Origin of the sequence: Microbacterium sp. LRZ72 (assembly GCF_033792225.1) — a bacterium.
GTDB lineage: Bacteria > Actinomycetota > Actinomycetes > Actinomycetales > Microbacteriaceae > Microbacterium.
The window spans coordinates 172,714-191,293 of sequence record NZ_JANGEX010000004.1; the positions used below are offsets into that span (position 1 = coordinate 172,714).

The 18,580-nt window shown below is 67.5% G+C and carries 15 protein-coding genes, 2 tRNA genes and 1 pseudogene; 10 read left to right on the forward strand and 8 right to left on the reverse strand.

The features are described from left to right. Positions 1 to 46: 46 nt before the first annotated feature. Positions 47 to 1,432, reverse strand: coding sequence for a deoxyribodipyrimidine photo-lyase (locus M4I32_RS06735; RefSeq protein ID WP_319033710.1), 1,386 nt, complete (start codon positions 1,430 to 1,432; stop codon positions 47 to 49). Positions 1,433 to 1,493: 61 nt separating this feature from the next. Here M4I32_RS06735 and M4I32_RS06740 point away from each other — a divergent pair, with 61 nt between their 5' ends. Beyond that, positions 1,494 to 2,711, forward strand: coding sequence for a serine hydrolase domain-containing protein (locus M4I32_RS06740; protein ID WP_319033711.1), 1,218 nt, complete (start codon positions 1,494 to 1,496; stop codon positions 2,709 to 2,711). A gap of 28 nt (positions 2,712 to 2,739) precedes the next feature. Here M4I32_RS06740 and M4I32_RS06745 read toward each other — a convergent pair whose 3' ends face one another. Next, the gene (locus M4I32_RS06745) at positions 2,740 to 3,987 is read right to left on the reverse strand and encodes a diacylglycerol/lipid kinase family protein (protein WP_319033712.1); all 1,248 of its coding nucleotides are present in this window, start codon (positions 3,985 to 3,987) and stop codon (positions 2,740 to 2,742) included. Positions 3,988 to 4,061: 74 nt separating this feature from the next. On the opposite strand from M4I32_RS06745, the gene serS reads away from it, so the two are divergent. From serS to M4I32_RS06780, 7 genes are all read left to right on the forward strand, one after another. Continuing rightward, positions 4,062 to 5,327, forward strand: coding sequence for a serine--tRNA ligase (serS, locus tag M4I32_RS06750; RefSeq protein ID WP_319033713.1), 1,266 nt, complete (start codon positions 4,062 to 4,064; stop codon positions 5,325 to 5,327). Then, positions 5,324 to 6,274: an HAD-IIB family hydrolase gene (locus M4I32_RS06755; protein WP_319033714.1), complete on the forward strand. Its 951-nt coding sequence runs from the start codon at positions 5,324 to 5,326 to the stop codon at positions 6,272 to 6,274. The genes serS and M4I32_RS06755 overlap by 4 nt, the downstream gene beginning before the upstream one ends. Positions 6,275 to 6,373: 99 nt before the next feature. Continuing rightward, positions 6,374 to 6,458, forward strand: a tRNA-Ser gene (locus M4I32_RS06760). A gap of 210 nt (positions 6,459 to 6,668) precedes the next feature. Further along, the gene (locus M4I32_RS06765; RefSeq protein ID WP_319033715.1) at positions 6,669 to 7,952 is read left to right on the forward strand and encodes an LCP family protein; all 1,284 of its coding nucleotides are present in this window, start codon (positions 6,669 to 6,671) and stop codon (positions 7,950 to 7,952) included. A gap of 94 nt (positions 7,953 to 8,046) precedes the next feature. After that, positions 8,047 to 8,138: transfer RNA gene (locus M4I32_RS06770), tRNA-Ser, on the forward strand. 194 nt (positions 8,139 to 8,332) lie between these two features. Continuing rightward, entirely contained in the window at positions 8,333 to 9,229 is an 897-nt protein-coding gene (locus M4I32_RS06775; RefSeq protein ID WP_319033716.1) for a type IV toxin-antitoxin system AbiEi family antitoxin domain-containing protein, read from the forward strand. Between the two features lie 120 nt (positions 9,230 to 9,349). Then, positions 9,350 to 10,255, forward strand: a complete 906-nt coding sequence (locus M4I32_RS06780) for a nucleotidyl transferase AbiEii/AbiGii toxin family protein (RefSeq protein WP_319033717.1) — start codon at positions 9,350 to 9,352, stop codon at positions 10,253 to 10,255. A gap of 211 nt (positions 10,256 to 10,466) precedes the next feature. Here M4I32_RS06780 and M4I32_RS06785 read toward each other — a convergent pair whose 3' ends face one another. After that, a complete protein-coding gene (locus tag M4I32_RS06785) occupies positions 10,467 to 11,714 on the reverse strand; it encodes an IS256 family transposase (protein WP_319033718.1) in 1,248 nt (415 codons plus the stop codon). Between the two features lie 400 nt (positions 11,715 to 12,114). Between M4I32_RS06785 and M4I32_RS06790 the strand changes: the two genes are divergently transcribed. After that, positions 12,115 to 13,467, forward strand: a complete 1,353-nt coding sequence (locus M4I32_RS06790; protein ID WP_319033719.1) for a hypothetical protein — start codon at positions 12,115 to 12,117, stop codon at positions 13,465 to 13,467. Positions 13,468 to 13,656: 189 nt separating this feature from the next. Here the strand turns inward: M4I32_RS06790 and M4I32_RS06795 are convergent, their stop codons facing one another. The 5 genes and pseudogenes from M4I32_RS06795 to M4I32_RS06810 all read right to left on the reverse strand — a co-directional run bounded on the left by M4I32_RS06795 (position 13,657) and on the right by M4I32_RS06810 (position 17,465). Beyond that, positions 13,657 to 14,817 carry a HipA domain-containing protein gene (locus tag M4I32_RS06795; protein ID WP_413466795.1) on the reverse strand — a complete coding sequence of 387 codons (1,161 nt, stop codon included), beginning with the start codon at positions 14,815 to 14,817 and terminating at the stop codon, positions 13,657 to 13,659. Positions 14,818 to 14,841: 24 nt separating this feature from the next. Beyond that, a pseudogene (locus M4I32_RS15215) lies at positions 14,842 to 15,047 on the reverse strand (HipA N-terminal domain-containing protein); the annotation flags it as partial. Between the two features lie 47 nt (positions 15,048 to 15,094). Further along, positions 15,095 to 15,346 carry a helix-turn-helix transcriptional regulator gene (locus M4I32_RS06800; RefSeq protein WP_319033721.1) on the reverse strand — a complete coding sequence of 84 codons (252 nt, stop codon included), beginning with the start codon at positions 15,344 to 15,346 and terminating at the stop codon, positions 15,095 to 15,097. A 104-nt stretch (positions 15,347 to 15,450) separates the two neighbouring features. Beyond that, a complete protein-coding gene (locus M4I32_RS06805; RefSeq protein ID WP_319033722.1) occupies positions 15,451 to 16,731 on the reverse strand; it encodes a cation:proton antiporter in 1,281 nt (426 codons plus the stop codon). Positions 16,732 to 16,790: 59 nt separating this feature from the next. After that, complete coding sequence (locus M4I32_RS06810; RefSeq protein WP_319033723.1) at positions 16,791 to 17,465, reverse strand: TetR/AcrR family transcriptional regulator; 675 nt, start codon at positions 17,463 to 17,465, stop codon at positions 16,791 to 16,793. 101 nt (positions 17,466 to 17,566) lie between these two features. On the opposite strand from M4I32_RS06810, the gene M4I32_RS06815 reads away from it, so the two are divergent. Then, on the forward strand, positions 17,567 to 18,571 hold the full coding sequence (locus M4I32_RS06815) for an NAD(P)-dependent alcohol dehydrogenase (RefSeq protein ID WP_319033724.1): 1,005 nt from the start codon (positions 17,567 to 17,569) through the stop codon (positions 18,569 to 18,571). The last annotated feature ends 9 nt before the right edge of the window (positions 18,572 to 18,580 follow it).

Sequence of the window (18,580 nt, forward strand, 5' to 3'; positions counted from 1 at the left end):
GCGGACCGGCCGCCTGCATTCCCGCGTTTCGTCTCGCTGCGCTCGCTCAACGCCCGGACGCGCGGGTGGCCTGCTTGACCTGCTCGTAGGCGTCGAGGGCTTCGGCGCGGGAGCGCTTCAGGTCCACGATCGGCTCCGGTGCGTCCGCACCGCCATGCTCAGGCGCCCAGGCGCGCACGTACACGCCGTCGGGGTCGAACTTCTTCGCCTGCAGCTCGGGGTTGAAGATGCGGAAGTACGGTGCGGCATCCGCCCCCGACCCGGCCACCCACTGCCAGTTGAACGGGTTCGATGCGCCGTCGGCGTCGACCAGGGTGTCCCAGAACCACTCCTCGCCCCGGCGCCAGTCGATGAGCAGGTTCTTGATGAGAAAGGATGCCGTGACCATGCGGATGCGGTTGTGCATCATGCCCGTGCGCCATAGCTCGTGCATGCCGGCGTCGACGAGGGGGATGCCGGTGCGCCCCTGCTGCCACGCCTCGAGCTGCGTCGGCCGAAGCCGGGGCCAGGGGAAGGCGTCGAAGTCGCGCCGCAGGTTCACCGTCGCCAGGTCCGGATGATGGAACAGCACGTGGGCGGCGAACTCCCGCCATCCGATCTCGGAGAGGAACCGCGAGGCCGCGCCGCTCTCGGCGCCCGACTCGCGCGCCGAGACCGTCTCGTGCCACACCGTGAACGGGCTGATCTCACCCCACCGCAGCCGCGGCGACAGCTGCGAGGTGACGCCCGCGGCCGGCTCGTCGCGGGCCCGGTCGTAGTCGGCCAGGTCGTCGTTCAGGAACTGGCGCAATCGCGCCCGAGCCGCCGGCTCGCCCGGCTCCCACGTCTCGCGCAGGCCCCCCGCCCAGTCGGGGCGGGTGGGCAGCAGCTCCCAGTCCTCGAGTCGGTCCGACGCGAGGCGCGTTCCCGCACCGGGCACCTCGCCCGGCTCGGGCAGGGGCGCTCGCGGTGCGGGCAGCGCCAGGCACGCCTTCCAGAACGGCGTGTAGACCGAGTACGGCCCGCCCGCACCCGTCTTCACGGTCCACGGCTCGAACAGCAGCGAGGCGCCGAATGACGCCACCTCGACGCCGTCGTCGCGCAGCGCGGTCTTCAGACCGGCGTCGATCTCGCGCTCGGCCCCGCCGTAGCGGCGATTCCAGAAGACCGCACCGGCTCCGGCATCCGCGACGACCTCACGCACGACCTCGTCGGCCGGGCCCCGGCGCAGCACCAGGTCTCCGCCCTTGTCGCGCAGGCGTTCGCCCAGCGAGGCGAGCGAGCCGTGCAGCCACCATCTCGCTGCTCCGCCGAGGGGCCGGATGCCGGGCGAGGCCTCGTCGAGCACGTACAGCACGATCACGGGCCCGTCGCGGTCGAGCGCGGCGCGCAGGGCGGGGTTGTCGGCCAGGCGCAGGTCGTCGCGCAGCCAGACGATCGAGGGGGAGGGCATGTGCGCCGATGCTACTCGCCAGGCCAGACTGGGGTCACCGATCGCTACCGAGAAGAGTCCCGTGCACCGTTCCGGCATCGCCGTCGCCCTCCCGCTCGCCATCGCGATCGTCGCCCTCGCAGGCTGCACCGCCGATCCTTCGCCCGCGCCCAGCGCTGCGTCGCGCGAGGACGCCCGCCTGGCCGACGACATCCGTGCCGCCGTCACCCAGCAGCAGGAGGATCTCGACCTTCGTGCGGTGATCGTCCGTGTCACGCGCGGCGACCACGAGATCGTGACCGACGCGTGGGGCGAGTCGATGACCGGCGTGCCGGCGACCGCCGACATGCACTTCCGCAACGGCGCGATCGCCATCCCGCAGGTCTCGACCGTGCTGCTGCAGCTCGTCGACGAGGGAGAAGTCGTCCTCGACGACACCATCGACACGTGGTTGCCGCAGGTGCCGCACGCGGACGAGGTCACGCTGGGTCAGCTCGCCCAGATGACATCGGGATACGCGGACTACCTGTGGAGCGAGGACTTCCTGGCCCAGCTCGCCGCCGACCCGTTCCGGCACTGGCAGCCGGAGGAGCTCTACGCGTTCGGCACCGACGAGCCCCTCGTCTACGAGCCGGGCACGAATTGGAACTACTCGCACACCGACTACGTGCTGCTGGGGCTGGCGCTGGAGCGCATCACGGGCGATCCCCTCGACGAGGTGATCCGGGAGCGCATCCTCGACCCGCTGGGGTTGGAGAACACGGCGGCGCCGGGCACCCCCGCGATGCTCGAACCCGCACTGCACGCCCTCGACGCCGAACGCCGCGATCACCTCGGCATTCCAGCAGACGTCTCGTTCGTCGAGGACTCGACCCACTGGGACCCGTCGTGGACGCTCGCACGGGGTGCAGTGCAGAACACGGATGTCGCCGACACCGCGACCCTGTTCCGCGCGATCGGTCGCGGCGAGCTGCTCAGCGACGAGTCCCACGAGCGGCAGATCGCACCGACCCTGCGCGACCAGACGACCGCGGTCGAGGGGTGCCCGTCGTGCTTTCCCCAGGACGAGCGGTACACGTTCGGCTACGGTCTCGTGCTGCACGGCGACTGGATGCTGCAGAATCCGGCCTTCCACGGCTACGGCGGCGTCGCCGCCTATCTGCCGGCGCAGGATGTGTCGGTCGCGGTGGTCGTGACCTATCTGCCCGGCGCCTTCGACGCCGAGGGAGAGGTGGGCAATGGGGCGAACAGCGTCTTCCGCGCCATCGCCGAGATCGTCGCACCCGGCTCGGTGCCCTGATCCGGGTATCGAACGGTCTGAGCGCCGGCTACAGCACCGACGTGTCGTGCCCCTCGGGCAGCACGATGGTCAGCGCGCCGCGCTCGATGCGGCAGCGCAGCCGCACGGCCTCACCGAACTCGTCGCCGTCCAACTCGATGGGCTGACCGGGGCTGGTGGCCAGCTCGATCGCCTCGCCGTGCAGGTAGCGCACCGAGCTGTTCCGGCCCCGGCGCTCGAGCACCCGGCGGCCGGCGCGGAAGCGCCGCAACACGCTGTTGTCCCACCACACCTTGCGCCACACCCCCACCCAGCCGAACCATCCCGCGGGCTGGAGCATGGCGACATCCAGCACACCGTCGGTCACCGAGGCCTCGGGAATCAGCGCGATGCCGGCGGGCAGGGCGCCGCAGTTGGCGAACAGCACGCTCTGCACCTTGGTCGAGTGCAGCTTCTGGCTGCCCTTCATCTGGTACATCACGCGGAACGGCTTGGAGGTCGCCAGCGATCTCGCCGCGCCGTCGACGTACGCGACCCAGCCGACCGACTTCTTCAGCTGCGGATTCGTGTTGGCGATCATCGCCGCGTCGAGCCCGATGCCGGCCATCACGACGAAACCGTGGGTGTCGCGTGAGCCGTCGGCGCGGCGGACGTCGGCGAAGCCGATGTCGACCGGATGGGTCACACCCGCGAACGTGGCGGCGACCATCGGTTCAGCGTCGCCGAGCGGCAGGTTCAGGTTGCGGGCGAGCAGGTTGCCGGTGCCGCTCGGCACGATCGTGAGGGGGACGCCGGTGCCGGCCATCGCCTCCGACACCGCGCGGACGGTGCCGTCGCCGCCCGCGACGAGCACGGCATCCGCCCCCTCATCGAGGGCCTGCCGGGTCACGTCGTCGCCCAGGTCGTCGACCGTGGTCTCGAAGAACAGCGGCTCGCCCCAGCCCGCGGCATCCGACAGGCGGGTGACCGTCGCGCGCAGGGCGTCCTGGTTGACCTTGATCGGGTTGTAGACGAGGGCGGCGCGCCGGCGTGCTCCGTCGGCGGGGGGCCGCATGGGCCTCTTCTCACCCTCGGGCGTGACCTGGCGGGCGGTGCCCTCCTCGCCGTCGGCCTTGTCGGGCTCGACGTCTTCGGGCTCGTGGATCTCTTCGTCGGGCTTCGCCGCTTCGGCGGGATCGGGCGCATCCGGCGCCCCCGGTTCTCCGGGCGAGATGTCCGCCTCGTCGGCCGGCGACGCCTCCGGATCGTCGCCGCGCCCGCGCGCGGCCTCGTCGGGGGGATCGGATGCCGCGGTCATGGCTCCAACATAGAGCCGCTCCGGTGCCGACAGCCGCCGTCCGCGCCGCGAAATGCGGCGCCTAGACTTGCAGAGTGATCGACCTCGCACTCCTCCGCGACGACCCGGACCTCGTCACGCGCTCCCAGGTGGCCCGCGGACACGACCCCGGCACCGTCGACGCCGCGCTGGCGGCCGACCGCGAGCGTCGCTCGGCGATCACCTCCTTCGAGGAGCTGCGCGCCGAGCAGAACGTGTTCGGAAAGCGGGTCGCCGCGGCGTCCAAAGACGAGAAGCCCGCCCTGGTGGCGCAGGTCAAGCAGCTGGCCGAGCAGGTCAAGCAGGCGCAGGCCCGCGCGACGCAGGCCGAGGAGGCCGCGGCATCCGCCCTCGGACGCATCGAGAACATCGTGATCGAGGGGGTCCCCGCCGGCGGCGAGGAGAACTTCGTCGAGCTGCGTCGGGTGGGCGAGATCCCGCACTTCGAGACCGAGCCGCTCGATCACCTCGCCCTGGGCGAGAAGCTGGGCGCGATCGACATGGAGCGCGGCGCGAAGGTCTCGGGAGCGCGCTTCTACTTTCTCAAAGGGGTCGGCGCGCGGCTCGAGCTGGCCTTGATGAACCTCGCGCTGAACACGGCGATCGAGAGCGGCTTCACGCCGATGATCACGCCGACGCTCGTGCGACCCGAGATCATGCGCGGCACCGGCTTCCTCGGCGAGCACGCCGACGAGGTCTATCACCTCGGCGAAGACGACCTCTATCTCACCGGCACGAGCGAGGTGGCCCTGGCCGGGTACCACAAGGACGAGATCCTCGACCTGGCGGCCGGGCCGCTGCGCTACGCCGGCTGGTCGACCTGTTACCGGCGCGAGGCCGGCTCGCACGGCAAGGACACCCGCGGCATCATCCGCGTGCACCAGTTCACCAAGCTCGAGATGTTCGTCTACACCACCCCCGACCAGGCCGAGGCCGAGCACGCGCGCCTGCTGGAATGGCAGGAGCGGATGCTGCAGCCGCTGGGGCTGGCGTACCGCGTGATCGACGTCGCCGCGGGCGACCTGGGCTCCTCGGCCGCGCGCAAGTACGACATCGAGGCGTGGATCCCCACGCAGGGCGCGTACCGCGAGCTGACCTCGACGTCGAACTGCACGACCTATCAGGCCCGGCGCCTCGACATCCGCCACCGCCCGGACGGCGGCAAGACCCAGCCCGTCGCGACGCTCAACGGCACCCTCGCCACGACCCGCTGGCTCGTGGCCCTGCTCGAGACGCATCAGCGCCCGGACGGCTCCGTCGCGGTGCCCGAGGTGCTGCGGCCGTACCTGGGCGGCCTCGACGTGCTGGAGCCCACCGCGTGACCGAATACCGCAGCTCCGGCGACCGTGACGACACGTCGCTGCCCGAGACCGGCTCGGTCGAGATCGTCGAGCCCGAAGAGGCGATCGACCTCGTCGAGGACATCGCGCAGGGCGTCGCCGAACCCGCGGATGCCGCGGACTCGCCCATCCTCGTCGTGCTCGACATCGACGGCACGATCCTGCTGGAGGACGAGACCCTGAGCCCCGGCATCGTCGAGGCGGTGAAGGACGCGCGGGCCGCCGGCAACGAGGTGATGCTCGCGACGGGCCGCAGCTGGGAGGGCACCCGCGGCATCCTGCGGGCCCTCGACATCTCACCCGAGTACGTCGTGTGCTCCAACGGCGCCGTCGTGCTTCAGCGGGTGGATGCCGCCGACGTGCACTACGAGCGCGTGCACACCGAGACGTTCGACGCGACGACCGTGCTGACGCTGCTGCGCGAGCACCTTCCCGACGCGCATTACCTCGTCGAACTGCCGACGGGGGAGCGCATGTACACGCAGTACCTCGAGGACTGGAATCTGCTGGCCGCCCATCGCGTGCCGTTCGAGGAACTGACCCGGCATCCGGTCTGCCGCGTCGTGGTCGTCTCACCCGATCACGACGAGCGCGACTTTCTGACGCTCGTCGAAGACATCGGCCTCAACCAGGTGTCGTACGCGATCGGCTGGACGGCGTGGCTCGACATCGCGCCGCAGGGGGTCGACAAGGGCACGGCGCTCGAGATCGTGCGCACCTGGCTCGGCATCACCCCCGAGCGGGTGCTCGTCATCGGCGACGGTCGCAACGACGTGGGCATGTTCCGCTGGGCGCTGGAGCACGGCGGCCGGGCGATCGCCATGGCGCAGGGCCCCGACGAGGTGCGCGAAGCCGCGGGCGAGATCACCTCGTCGGTCGAGGAGGGCGGCGTCGCCGCGATCCTGCGCGACCTGCCCCGCGGTCGTTGAGCGGCCGTTCCGGCCGTTGAGCGAGCGCAGCGAGCCGAAACGCCGCGACAGGCGACCGGCTAGACTCGTGCGTCGACGGCGCCGCTGCGCGGCCCGCCGGGAGGGTTGTCCGAGCGGCCGATGGAGCTGGTCTTGAAAACCAGTGGGCAGAGATGTCCCGTGGGTTCGAATCCCACACCCTCCGCTGTTGCACACCCTCCGCTGATGCGGCGGAGGCCCCCGGAGGGGGTCGCCGGTCGCACATCGCCCTCTCAGGCGCTCTTGCATATGATGAGCCTCGTCCGTCGATGAGCTGTGTGCGTCGGGGGAGACCGTCGAGCGGAGTGTCGCGGCATGGTTTCCGCCCCCGCCCCTCATGCTCGTCAGGACGGTATTCGTGCCCGAGAGGACCCGTGTGAGCAAGCCGACCAAGGCGCCGAAGCGTCGTGTGACCGTCGCCCGCCACGGCCAGCTGTCGTCGCCGAGCGCCTGGAGCCAGATCTTCCGCTTCTTCGCGGTCAGCCTTGCCGTCGTCCTTGTGGCCGGCATCGGAGTCGTCGCGGTCTCGACCGTGACGGCGGTGAACGACTTCACGGGTTCTTCCGTCGCGCTCGAGGGGCAGGAGAGCGTGCCGCCCAACATCGGCGAGATCGAGGGCGGGGTCAACCTCTTCCTCGCGGGCACGGACGCCTGCGAGCCCGAGTACGCGCACATCTTCGGAGACCGCTGCACGGGGCCGGATGCCGGGGGAGAGCTGAACGACGTCAACATGCTCCTGCACATCTCGGACGACCCGCGCCGGGTCACGGTGATCAGTTTTCCGCGTGACCTGATGATTCCGATTCCGGAATGCACCGACCCGGAGACGGGCGCGACGTCATCGGCGATGAGCAAGCAGCCTCTGAACGCGACCTTCTCGTATGGCGGCCTCACGTGCGCCGTCAAGACGATCTCGGAGCTGTCGGGGCAGAGCATCCAGTTCGCGGCGGCCGTCACGTGGGGCGGCGTGATCGAGATCACCGACGCCATCGGCGGCGTCGAGGTGTGCATCGCCAACGGCATCCAGGACTACCACACGGGTCTCGACCTGCCCGCCGGTGACGTGACGCTGAAGGGGGTGGAGGCGCTGCAGTTCCTGCGTACCCGCCACGGCGTCGGCGACGGGGGCGACCTGGGCCGCATCTCGAACCAGCAGCAGTACATGTCCAAGCTGGCGCGCAAGCTGGTCAGCGAGGACGTGCTGTCGAACCCGGCGACGCTATATCAGCTCTCGACGACGGCGCTGTCGAACATCACGCCGAGCGAGTCGCTTACGAACCCGCTCACCATGGTGCAGATCGCGCTCGCGGTCAAGGATGTGCCGTTCGAGGAGATCGTCTTCGTGTCGTATCCGGTGTTCGCCGATCCGGACGACGAGAACAAGGTCGTGCCCGACTACGCCTCGGCCGATGCGCTGTGGGCGGCGCTCGACGCGAACCAGTCGCTCGAGCTCTCGGGCAAGGCCGGCCTCGGTGACGGCGTGATCGTCGAAGAGGGGGCCGAGCCCGAGGAGACAGCGGAGCCGACCGAGCCGGCCGAACCGACCGAAGAGGCCACCCCCGGTGCCTCCCCGGAGCCCGACGACACCGCGGTGCTCCCCGAGTCGATCGCGGGCTCGACGGCGGCGATGGACACCTGCTCAAACGGCAACGTGCGCTGATCTCGATCGATCGGTCGGTTCGCGGGGTTCGGCCCACGGGCGCACAGCGGTTAGTATTGCGGGGTGCATCCGTGGCTTCGGCGGGCGGATGCCTGGAGACGTCGCATAGTCAGGCCTAGTGCACCACCCTGCTAAGGTGGAGTCCCCTCACGGGGACCGAGGGTTCAAATCCCTCCGTCTCCGCCAGAAAAGACCTGATCAAGGCACTTTTTGCTTGTCGGTCGCCCGCTGATTGCCCACGGTTCGGCGGCACCCATTGCGAATTTTGGTGATGCGTGTATGCGCCTTCACCGCTTCCATCTGGTCAATTGGCGTTTGTCGGCGCGAGTACGGTGCACTTTTTGCTTCATTAGTATCATCCTTAGTGATACAATTCAAGCATGAAAGCCAGGAATGCGCTCCGCGAACTGGCCGAGATGTCTGCCCCACAATGGGGTATGGTGACCTCCGCTCAGGCCGCCGCACGTGGGGTGACTCGGCTCGACCTGTCACGCCTGACTGAGTCCGGCGATCTGGTTCGGCTCGCGCATGGCGTCTACAAGGATGCTGGCGCACCCAGTGGCGCACACCTCGACGTGCGCGCGGGGTGGCTCAGTAGCGAACCCGCTCGCCTCGCAAGCGACCGCCTCGCCGACGGTCATCGCGGTGTTGTGGTGTCGGGGCAGACTGCCGCGTGGCTGCATGACATTGGCGACCTGCGTTCGAACCGCACCGAGCTGACCTCCCCGGTCCGTCGACAAACGCAGCGCGCCGATCTCCACTACCGCCGGCGCGACCTGCCAGAGGAAGACGTTACCGTCCGCGATGGGCTGCCTGTGACGACGCTGGAACGCACGATCGCTGACCTCGTCGAGGACCGCACGGACCTGTCGGTCGTCGCCGACGCACTGCGTGACGCGAGTCGGAAGTCCGAGCTTGATCTCGGACTGCTCGCGAATCGCCTCGCCCCGCTGGCGGAACGCAACGGGCATCGCAAGGGTGACGGCGTAGCCCTGCTCGACAAGCTCCTCGTGATCGCCGGACTAGACCGTGAGACGATCGCTAGGCAGATTGCGTCGCTGGATGGGATCGGTGCGCTTGTGGCGCGGAACTATCTGATGAATATGCCGAAGATCGACTTCGCCGGGCTGGTCGATTCGGCTGCCCTGCAGAGTGCGATGGATGCGGCGGTGCCTCAGGATATTCATCTCGAAGCGGTGCTCACAGCGCTGAGCAGCATGAATGCAGCCACGAACCATGCCGACCGCCAAGATGCTCGAGGGACGTGCAACAAGTGAGTGGTGGGAAAACATGAACTCGGCTCTTCTTGCGCAGATGAAGGCGCTCGATTCCACGCTCGTCGCCCGGTCTGCTGCAGCGCTGGATCGTACGAGTACGGCGCCGCAAGAGGCTGAAGTGTGACCGAACCTTACCAGAGCGCGGCAGCAGTCGAGTCAGCGATTCGCGATGCTGCCCGTAAGGCCTTCGCTGCCGACAAATCCATGTCCACTCAGGACCGGATTCGTCAGGAGTACTTTCGGCGCTTCCTGAGTCGGATCTTTTCCGAACGCGAGGATTCAGACTGGCTTCTTAAGGGCGGCACGGGAGTCCTGGCGCGGGTGGCGTCGGGTCGACGCACCACTGACGTCGATCTCTTCCGCGCCAACAACACCCTTGACGGTGCCCTCGCGGACCTGGTCCGCCTTGCCAGCATCGACCTCGGCGACTTCTTCCGATTCGTCTATACGAAACACGGATCCGTCGTGGGCGGAGACCAACAGACCTATACCGACGGTTACAGCGTCGACTTCGACGTCTATATCGGCGCTGACAGGAAGGAGCCGTTGCACGTCGATCTCGTCGTCGGAGTCATAGTCACCGCCGACGTCACGGTCACGGCACCGGCCAACCGTCTCGATTTGCCGCGACTCCCCAGCAACGATTACCGCCTCTATCCGATCGTGGACCAGATCGCGGACAAGGTCTGCGCAACGATGGCGGACTACAGCGGTAGGCCGTCCAGCCGCGAGAAGGACCTCGTCGATCTCGTTGTCATCGCCAAGACGCAGACCTTGAGTGCCGATGAGCTGGGGCGCGCCATCTACGGGGAGACCCGCGCGCGATCACTTGTCCCGTTCACCGAGCTGATCATCCCCCCAGCTTGGGGACGTTCGTACTCGAAGCAGGCGAAGGAGGTGCCATATTGCGCTGACTATCGTACGACGGAGCTCGCGCGCGAGCTCATGCGCACCTTCATTGACAGGGTCCTGCGGGACGAGGTCCCCGGCAAGGTATGGTTCCCGGATTCGCTCGCCTGGATTTGAGGGCTCGCGTGTTGCCTGGTCAGGGCCATTCACGTCTCGGAGCCGACCGCTAAAGTCCTAATCAGGATGGGCGACAGGCATTTGCCTGCGGGATCTGAGGGCGCCGGATGGGGGATCGCCCCTATTGAGGGCGGGCAGAGGAGGCACCAAATGACCTACCAGTGGTCAAGTCCCCGGTAGTGGTGTAATGCTCGGTCCTTCGATCTGAGGGTTAGGCGCTGAGTTCGAGGGCGGTGTCGGTCACCTCCTCGATGCCGGTGTCTGCGACCAGGGTGAGGCGGCTCTTGGCGAGGATGTCGAGGCCGAGGTAGCGGCGGCCTTCGGCCCATTCGTCGGTCTGCTCGGCGAGGACGGCGCCGACGAGGCGGATGATCGCGTCCCGGTTGGGGAAGATGCCGACGCAGTCGGTGCGGCGACGGATCTCGCGGTTGAGACGCTCGTTCGGGTTGTTGGACCAGATCTGCTGCCAGAGGCCCTCGGGGAACCCGGTGAACGCGAGGATGTCGGCGCGGGCGGTGTCGAGGTGTTCGAACGCGTCGGGGAGTTTCCCATCGACGTAGTCGAGTAGTCGGTCGAACTGGGCGTGCACGGCTGCGGTGTCGGGCTGGTCGTAAACGGAGTGCAGCATCGCTTTCACCGCCGGCCACATGCTCTTCGGTGTCACGGACATCAGGTTCGCGGCGTAGTGGGTTCTGCATCGTTGCCAGACAGCTCCGGGCAGGTTCGCCGCGATCGCTTCCACCAGCCCGGCGTGGGCGTCGGAGGTGACAAGGCGAACACCTGCGAGGCCGCGGGCGACGAGGTCGGCGAAGAAGCTGTTCCACGCCGCCCCGCTCTCGCTGGTCGCGACGCGCAGGCCGAGGACTTCGCGGTGCCCGTCGGCGTTGACGCCGGTTGCGACGAGGACGACCGCGTTGATCACCCGACCGCCCTCGCGGACCTTCATCGTGAGCGCGTCAGCAGCGACGAACGTGAACGGGCCGGCATCACCCAACGGCCGGTGCCGGAACTGCTCGACGTGCTCGTCGAGCTCGGCCGCCATCCTCGACACCTGCGACTTCGACAACGAGTGGATCCCCAACGTCTTCACGAGCTTGTCCATCCGACGCGTGCTCACCCCGGCGAGGTAGCAGTCGGCGACGACGGTGATCAGCGCGGTCTCTGCTCGTTTGCGGCGCTCCAGCAGCCACTCCGGGAAGTAGGTTCCGGTGCGCAGCTTCGGGATTTGAACGCCGATCGTGCCGACGCGGGTGTCAAGGTCGCGGTGCCGGTAGCCGTTGCGTTGCGCGACTCGATCCGTGGACGCCTGGCCCCATTCCGCGCCGACGACTGCGTCGACGTCGGCGGAGAGGAGCGCGTTGATCATGGTCTGCAGCAAGCTGCGCATCAGATCCGGCGACGAATCGGCGAGGGCTTCACCGAGCAGGCGGGCAGGGTCGACAATATGAGGTGCGGTCATCGTGATGATGCCTTTCGAGTGGGATGTGAGAGTTTCCTCGAAGGATCACACGGTGGCCGCGCTCACGTCGTGAGCAACGAGCCGGCCACCGGGCTACACCACTTTATGGGGCCCTACTGAGCCGTCACTCTGGCCAGAACTCATAGAGCACCTCGACGACCTTCCGAACACCTACCGGGATGAGGCATACGCGCGGCTGGAAACAACCCGGATTCGCTTCACGGAGGACGAGCAGTTCGCGGCCTGGGAAGCTCTGGACAAGCTCGCTCGCCGCCACCGTGAACACGCGGAAACCAAATGGGCGCTCGGGGCCAAGGAGCGAGAACGGCTGGAAGAAGTCGCAGCAGATCTCCGGCCGGTGCCTGCATCACTGAGTGAGCGGTGGCTGTTCGATGACTTGATGCCCGACCTCGGCATCAAGAAGGCATCCGATCGGGACAACTACGAGGCGGAACTGAGTCGGTTGCGCGCCGATGCGGTCCGCGCCATCTCGACTGAAGGTGGCCTCAGAGTTCTCCTAGAAGTTGCACAGCAGATAAAGGAACCGTGGTCGTTTGGCTACGCGTCCGGCGCCACGCTCGATCTCCCGCTTGAAGCTGTTGCCGACCTTCTGGACACGGACATCAAGTCGGTTTCCGACTTCGCAACTGCAGCCGTGCGAGCCAAGACCAAGGGCGACTTCACTGAGCTCGAGCCCCTCATAGACTATTTCGAAGGACGCCCCGATGTTCAGGCGCGGCTCTTGCTCATGGTCGATGACTTGCCCAGGGCATGGGCGGCGGCGGAAGCAGCAAGCACTGAGGTCGATGCAAAGTACTGGTCTGGCTTCTACCCCTTCGGCAGGGGCGCAGACTTCCCGCTCGTGAACGAGACGGCGCGAAGACTCGTCGAGCACCGGCGATGGGCGACCGCACTGGATCTCATGAGCCACTTCGTGGAGAACGGGAATCTCGACGAAGCGTTGGTCATCGAAGCATTCACGTCAATGCTTCGCGAGGGCGACCCGGAAACGCGCGTTCTGTCTCAATACGAAATCACCAACCTCGTGACGTTCCTGCGCGAGTCGGATCGCGTCGATGACGGGACGCTCGCCCGGCTGGAGTGGCAGCTGCTGCCGGCGCTCGACTCGCACCCAGACACGTCCACCCTTCAACGCACATTGAGCGAGTCGCCCGAGTTCTTTGTCGAAGTGATCTCGTTGATCTATCGACCCAGAACGGCGACGGAGGAGCGCTCGGCCACCGAAGGAGAAAAGAACATGGCGGGAAATGCCTGGCGCCTTCTTCATGAGTGGAAAAGGGTGCCCGGAACGGTCGATGCCACCCACGAAGTCGACCTCGACGCTCTCGTCGCCTGGTCAGCGAAGGCTCGCGAGCTTCTCAAGGAGGCGGATCGCCTCGAGGTCGGTGAGTCACAGATCGGTCAGGTGCTGGCTTACTCGCCCGCAGATGAGGACGGAACCTGGCCCGCGAAGGCCGTCCGCGACTTCATCGAAGCGCACGGATCCAAGAAGGTGCTCGATGGGCTGAGTGTGGGCGCTTACAACAAGCGTGGTGTGACGTCTCGCGGAATGACCGAAGGCGGAACCCAGGAGTACAACCTCGCCGAGAGATACGCCAAATGGGCGGGAACTGTCAAAGCGCAGTGGCCCAAGACAGCCCGAGTCCTCCGGGACCTGGCTGAGGGTTATCGCCGCGAGGGTCAGCGAAACGATGAGGAAGCGCAACGCGTCCAGGAGGGCTTTCGCCTCTAGGGTCATAGCGTTCCACGCTCCAGCAGTCCTGAATTTGGTTGGCACGGCGGTCGACGCTTGGACCAACGTCGTAGGAGAATTCGTCGATAGCCTTCTCGGCCAGGGGCGCCCCGGCGAGGATTTCTTGCCGGTGACGCTGCTCGGGTGCTCAGCCCTGTTTCGTCAGCAGGTCGGACGGGTCTCGGCCCGTCAGCGCCGTGTGCGCCTGCGGTACCGGCCCATCACCCACTCTTTGCGACGCCACGTACCCGGCTCCCAGACGCGCGCGGCGTCTGGCTGGCCGATTGCGAGGGTGCCCTCGAAGCGGGGAACCGCCTTATGGCTCAGGTCCTCACCGAGGGCGCGATCGGCGATCTCGCGGGCGAACGTGCCGATGCGCTCGGGCATCCGCGCGACCCGATCCGTCGCCAAGCCCGCGGGCAGCTCGGCGACGGAGGTCTCCACGGCGTCGGGCAGTCGCGCAGCCAGTTCGTCGAGGCGCGCCATGAACTCGTCGCGCGGTGTGCGTAGTAGATCGGCGGCGCGGGCGAGGTTTCGGCCGGAGATCTGCCGGTACTTTCGTTCCTTGCCGTAGCGGACGGCAGCTGCGGACCGGTACTTCACCCGGTCGGCGGGCCATATACCGTGTGCCGAGATCAGGTCGTATGCCGGGGCAAGGCGGGAGGCGGGGCCTGCATGCAGCATGCTGTGGTTCTTCGCGTGTGCGTCGACGCCGGCCACGAGGAGGTTGAATGCGAACAGGTCGGCGAAGGCCTGCAGGTCGCTCCTGCGGTACCACGGCGATGAGGTCTCTGCCACAAGCCGCATCATGTCGGCCATCGTCGGCCCGCCGTCCTCCTCGTACTTCAGCGACGGGTAGACGCTGAGAGCCTGGCAGAAGTCCTCCTGATGGATCCGTCTGACGACGCCGTCACGATCCTTGCGTCGGTCAAAGCGCGTTGTGACGAATGCCGGCACGCCCGCGAAGTCGAGGATGTCCACGGTCGCTGCGTGGACCCCAAGCGCGCGCGCAGCGCGCATCGTGACGAACTCCACCGCCTGGACGTCGTTGTCGGTGCGGCCTGAGGCCAGTGCCATCCCGGGCTTGACGATGTGAGTGCTCGGCGCGCGCCCGTTCGGTTCGAACCACGCGTCGCCGATCCGGGCGAGGGCGAACTTGCCCTGTTTGCCACCCAAGGAGAACCGGCTCTCGTCCTCGTCGGTGTCGTCCACCCAGTGGTCTGGGTCATCCAGAATCGCTTGCACGCGTCTCGCGATATCGGCATCGCTGAGCTCCGACAGGGCCCCCATCCCGGCAGGCACCACATCCTCGGGAACGACCTGAACCGATCCTGGCGCATCCTCTCCCATATGGCCCAGCAGTGTGAATGGGTCGGTGCGGCGCTCGTTGAACTTCGCCGCCCAGCGGCTGCGCACCTCCTCCGAATCGGGGAGCAGGTTCGATAGCCACGGCAAGATCGTGTCCGGGCCGTGGGCCGTGGAGCCCTTGGGCATGCTCGCGCCGACAGCGGCGTCGAGGATGGGTCCTCTCGGTAAGCGTCGTCGTAGAGGAACTCGACCTGATCCCGCTCCCCTCGCATGAGCTTGCCGGCGAACCTGCCGTCCAGCCATACGTCCAGAACGTTCTTCACCCGAGGTCCTCGAAGATCTCGTCGAGCACGCTGGACGACTCGCTCCGCTCGAGGGAAACGGTGAATCCCAGCACTGCGGCGACCTCGATCGCAGCGCTGAGTGAAGGCGTCACCTTTCCGGACTCGATGTCGTGCACCCATCGCCGGGTCTTACGTACCGCCTGTGCAAGTTCCTCCTGCGTCATGTCCATGCGAAGCCTGCCGCTGCGCACGAACGAGGCGAACGCGATCGCCGAAGGCAACTGCATCAGATCTCCCCGTTGGTGAAGAATACTTCCCATTAGTTGTAATGAGTAGTTTACTTCACATTATCCGCCAAGGGAAGTATCCTTCTCATTAATTGTGGCGAGAACTACTTTTCTCGATCAGGTTGCTCGTGACGCCGCCGTGGGAGGCGCGTCGGCACGGCTTCGGCTGCGAGTGGGGCGGCGGTCACCCGGTCTTCGGACCGCTGGTGGTATCGGCGGATCAGTGGCACCGAAGTGAGGGCGTGGAGGGTGATGCTGAGGGCGATCGTCGTGACGATCGTGGGGATGACGACGTCATCATCGGGCACGCCCTCGCCGATCGCGATCAGGAGGAACACCAGCGACGCGAGTCCGCGGGGTCCGAACCAGCCGATGAATGCGACGGTCGGCAGTCCCACGCGACTGCCCGCGAGCGCAATGGCAACGGGGATCATCCGCACGATTGTGAGGCTGAGAACGGCGTACATGGCCACCTGCCAGGTGACGAGTGGCAGTGCGAGTGTCACGGCGAGGGCGCCGAACAGCACCCACGTCGCGGCGGCGAGCAGATCGCCTGCGCTCTCGGTGAAGACGCCGATCTCGGCGCGTGCCGTGCCCACGGTGCGCCCGAAGGCGAGGCCGCCGACGAAAGCAGCGATGAACCCGCTGCCGCCGAGAACTTCGGCGAGCACGAGGGCGAAGATCGCGGCGACCAGCGGGAGCGTCTGCCGCCAGCGACCGTCGATCCAGCCCTTCCTCGATGCCAGGCGGAACAGCACCCCGCCGGCGGTGCCGGCGATGATCCCGGCGGCGAAGCCCCATCCGATCTGCTCCGCGATGTTGACCGCGACCGCCGACGGGACGCTCGACTCCAGCTCTGTGTTCGCCACGGACAGGGCGACGAGGAACAGCGGCACCGCGATGCTGTCGTTCAGTCCGCTCTCGACGTCGAGCGCCTGCCGCACGCGCGGCGGAACCGCGGTGTCCTCGACCACACGCTGCCCGAGGGCGGCATCCGTGGGGGCGAGCATCACGGCGATCATCACCACCGAGATCACCGCGATGCCCGGGAAGAGCAGCAGGCCCACGCCGATCCCGCTGAGCACGGTGAGTGGAAGCCCGATGAGGAGGAGGCGGCTCGGCCACTCCAGGTGGCGGCGCAGCGCGCGCAGGTCGATGCGCATCGCATCGCTGAACAGCAGCAGCACCAGCGCGACCTCGGCGATGCGCTCCGCCCCAGCCGGATCGGTGTCGACATCGAGAGCGAACGCATCGGGGAGCACGAGGCCTGCGGCCACGCCGACGGTCGCGAGAAAGAGCGCGGCCGTGACACCACGCCGCTGCAGCGGGCCCGACAGTGCACTCCACGCGGCGAGGGCGAGGAGCACGGTCAGTACGGCGATCACCCCTCGGACGCTAGCCGACTCCGCGCTGGTCGGGAAACATGACGTACAAGACGCGCACGTCATCCCGTCCGGGCGGCGGAGCGCTCCACTCCGTCAAGGACGAAGTCGAGTCCTGCTTCGAAGGAGTCTGCGAAGTCGTAGCCCGGCTGCATGACGTGTTCCGCGGTGAAGCGCAGCAGCGACGGGTACCTCTCGGGCGAGAGCGGAACGACGATCTGCTCGCTCGCCTCGGTGAGATCGCCGCTGGCGTCGTCGCCGAATGGCAGTGCAGCCTCTTGCAGCGCGAAGCCGTACACGAAGGCATCGACGACCGCGATGCCGTGCGCGATGATCGGCAGTGGGAAGCCCGTACCGATCCACGTGGCGAGCATCGCCTCGTGATGGTCGAGGATGTCGGCGCCAGGTGTGCGGCGTGACTCCATGATCGGGATGGCCCAGGGGTGTCGGCGCAGCGCCGCTCGCAACGATCGGGCGCGGTCCGCGATCGCATCCCGCCACGGCGCTGTGGGGTCGGGTCGTTCGATCTCATCGAACACCCGTCCGACCATCCCGTCGACGATGTCGTCCTTGCTCGTCACGTAGTGGTACAGGCTCATCGGGCGCACTCCGAGGTGATCCGCGAGCCTCCGGATGGTGAGGGGATCGAGGCCGATATCGTCGGCGAGCTCGACCGCGCCATCGATGATCCTGTCGCGATCGAGCCCCGCGCGCGAACGCCCGCCCGTTGATGCCATGACGCATTTCCTCCTTCGCTCTTGACTCATCGTACAAAGTATGGCTAACGTTCGACGAATCAGCGTACTTAGTACTAATCGCGAACGAGGAGATGAATGTCATGACCACGTCCACCGCCGCCCCGCCCACGATGACCGCTGTGGTGCAGCGGGGCTACGGCTCCACCGATGTGATGCACGTCGAGCACATCGCGACCCCCGAACCGATGGAGGGGCAGGTGCTGGTGCGGGTGCACGCCGCCGGGCTCGACCGCGGCGTCTGGCACATCATGGCCGGACTGCCATACATCGTGCGGCCGATGTTTGGCATGACGACTCCGCGCCAGCCGGTGCCGGGCCTCGATGTCGCCGGTGTCGTCGTCGCGCTCGGCGCCGGCGTGACCGACGTCGCCGTCGGCGACGCCGTGTTCGGAACCGCCGACGGCAGCTTCGCCGAGTACGCGGTGGCCGACGCCGCCAAACTCGCGCGCATCCCGGCGGGGATCGGATTCGACGAGGCGGCGGCCGTTCCGGTCTCGGGTCTTGCCGCCCTCGAGGCGGTGCGCGAGCACGGCCTCGTCGAGCCCGGGCATCGCGTGCTCGTCATCGGCGCCTCCGGCGGCGTCGGCGGTTACGCCGTGCAGATCGCCGCGGCTGTCGACGCCGAGGTGGTCGGAGTGGCGAGCGCCGCGAAGGCCGACTTCGTGCGCTCGCTCGGCGCGGCGCGCTGCCTCGACTACGCCACGACGGATGTCACAGCTCTCCCGGATCGCTACGACGTCGTCATCGACATCAACGGCCGCCTCCCGCTCGGTCGGCTCGAGCGCATCCTGACCCCGACAGGCGTGCTCGTGATCGTCGGAGGCGAGAACGGCGGCGCGCTCACCGGCGGCATCCAGCGCCAGTTCGGCGCCCGCATCCGCTCCCTCTTCACCCGGCGCCGTCTCGGCTTCTTCATCTCGTCCGAGTCCCGTGCCGGACTGCACGAACTCGTCGGACTCCTCGAGTCCGGCGCCGTCCGCCCGACGGTGGACACCGTGCGACCGCTCAGCGCCGTGCGCGAGGCGATCGACGATCTCTTGGCCGGCCGCATCCTCGGCAAGGCCGTCATCCACGTGACGGACTGACGTCACCTA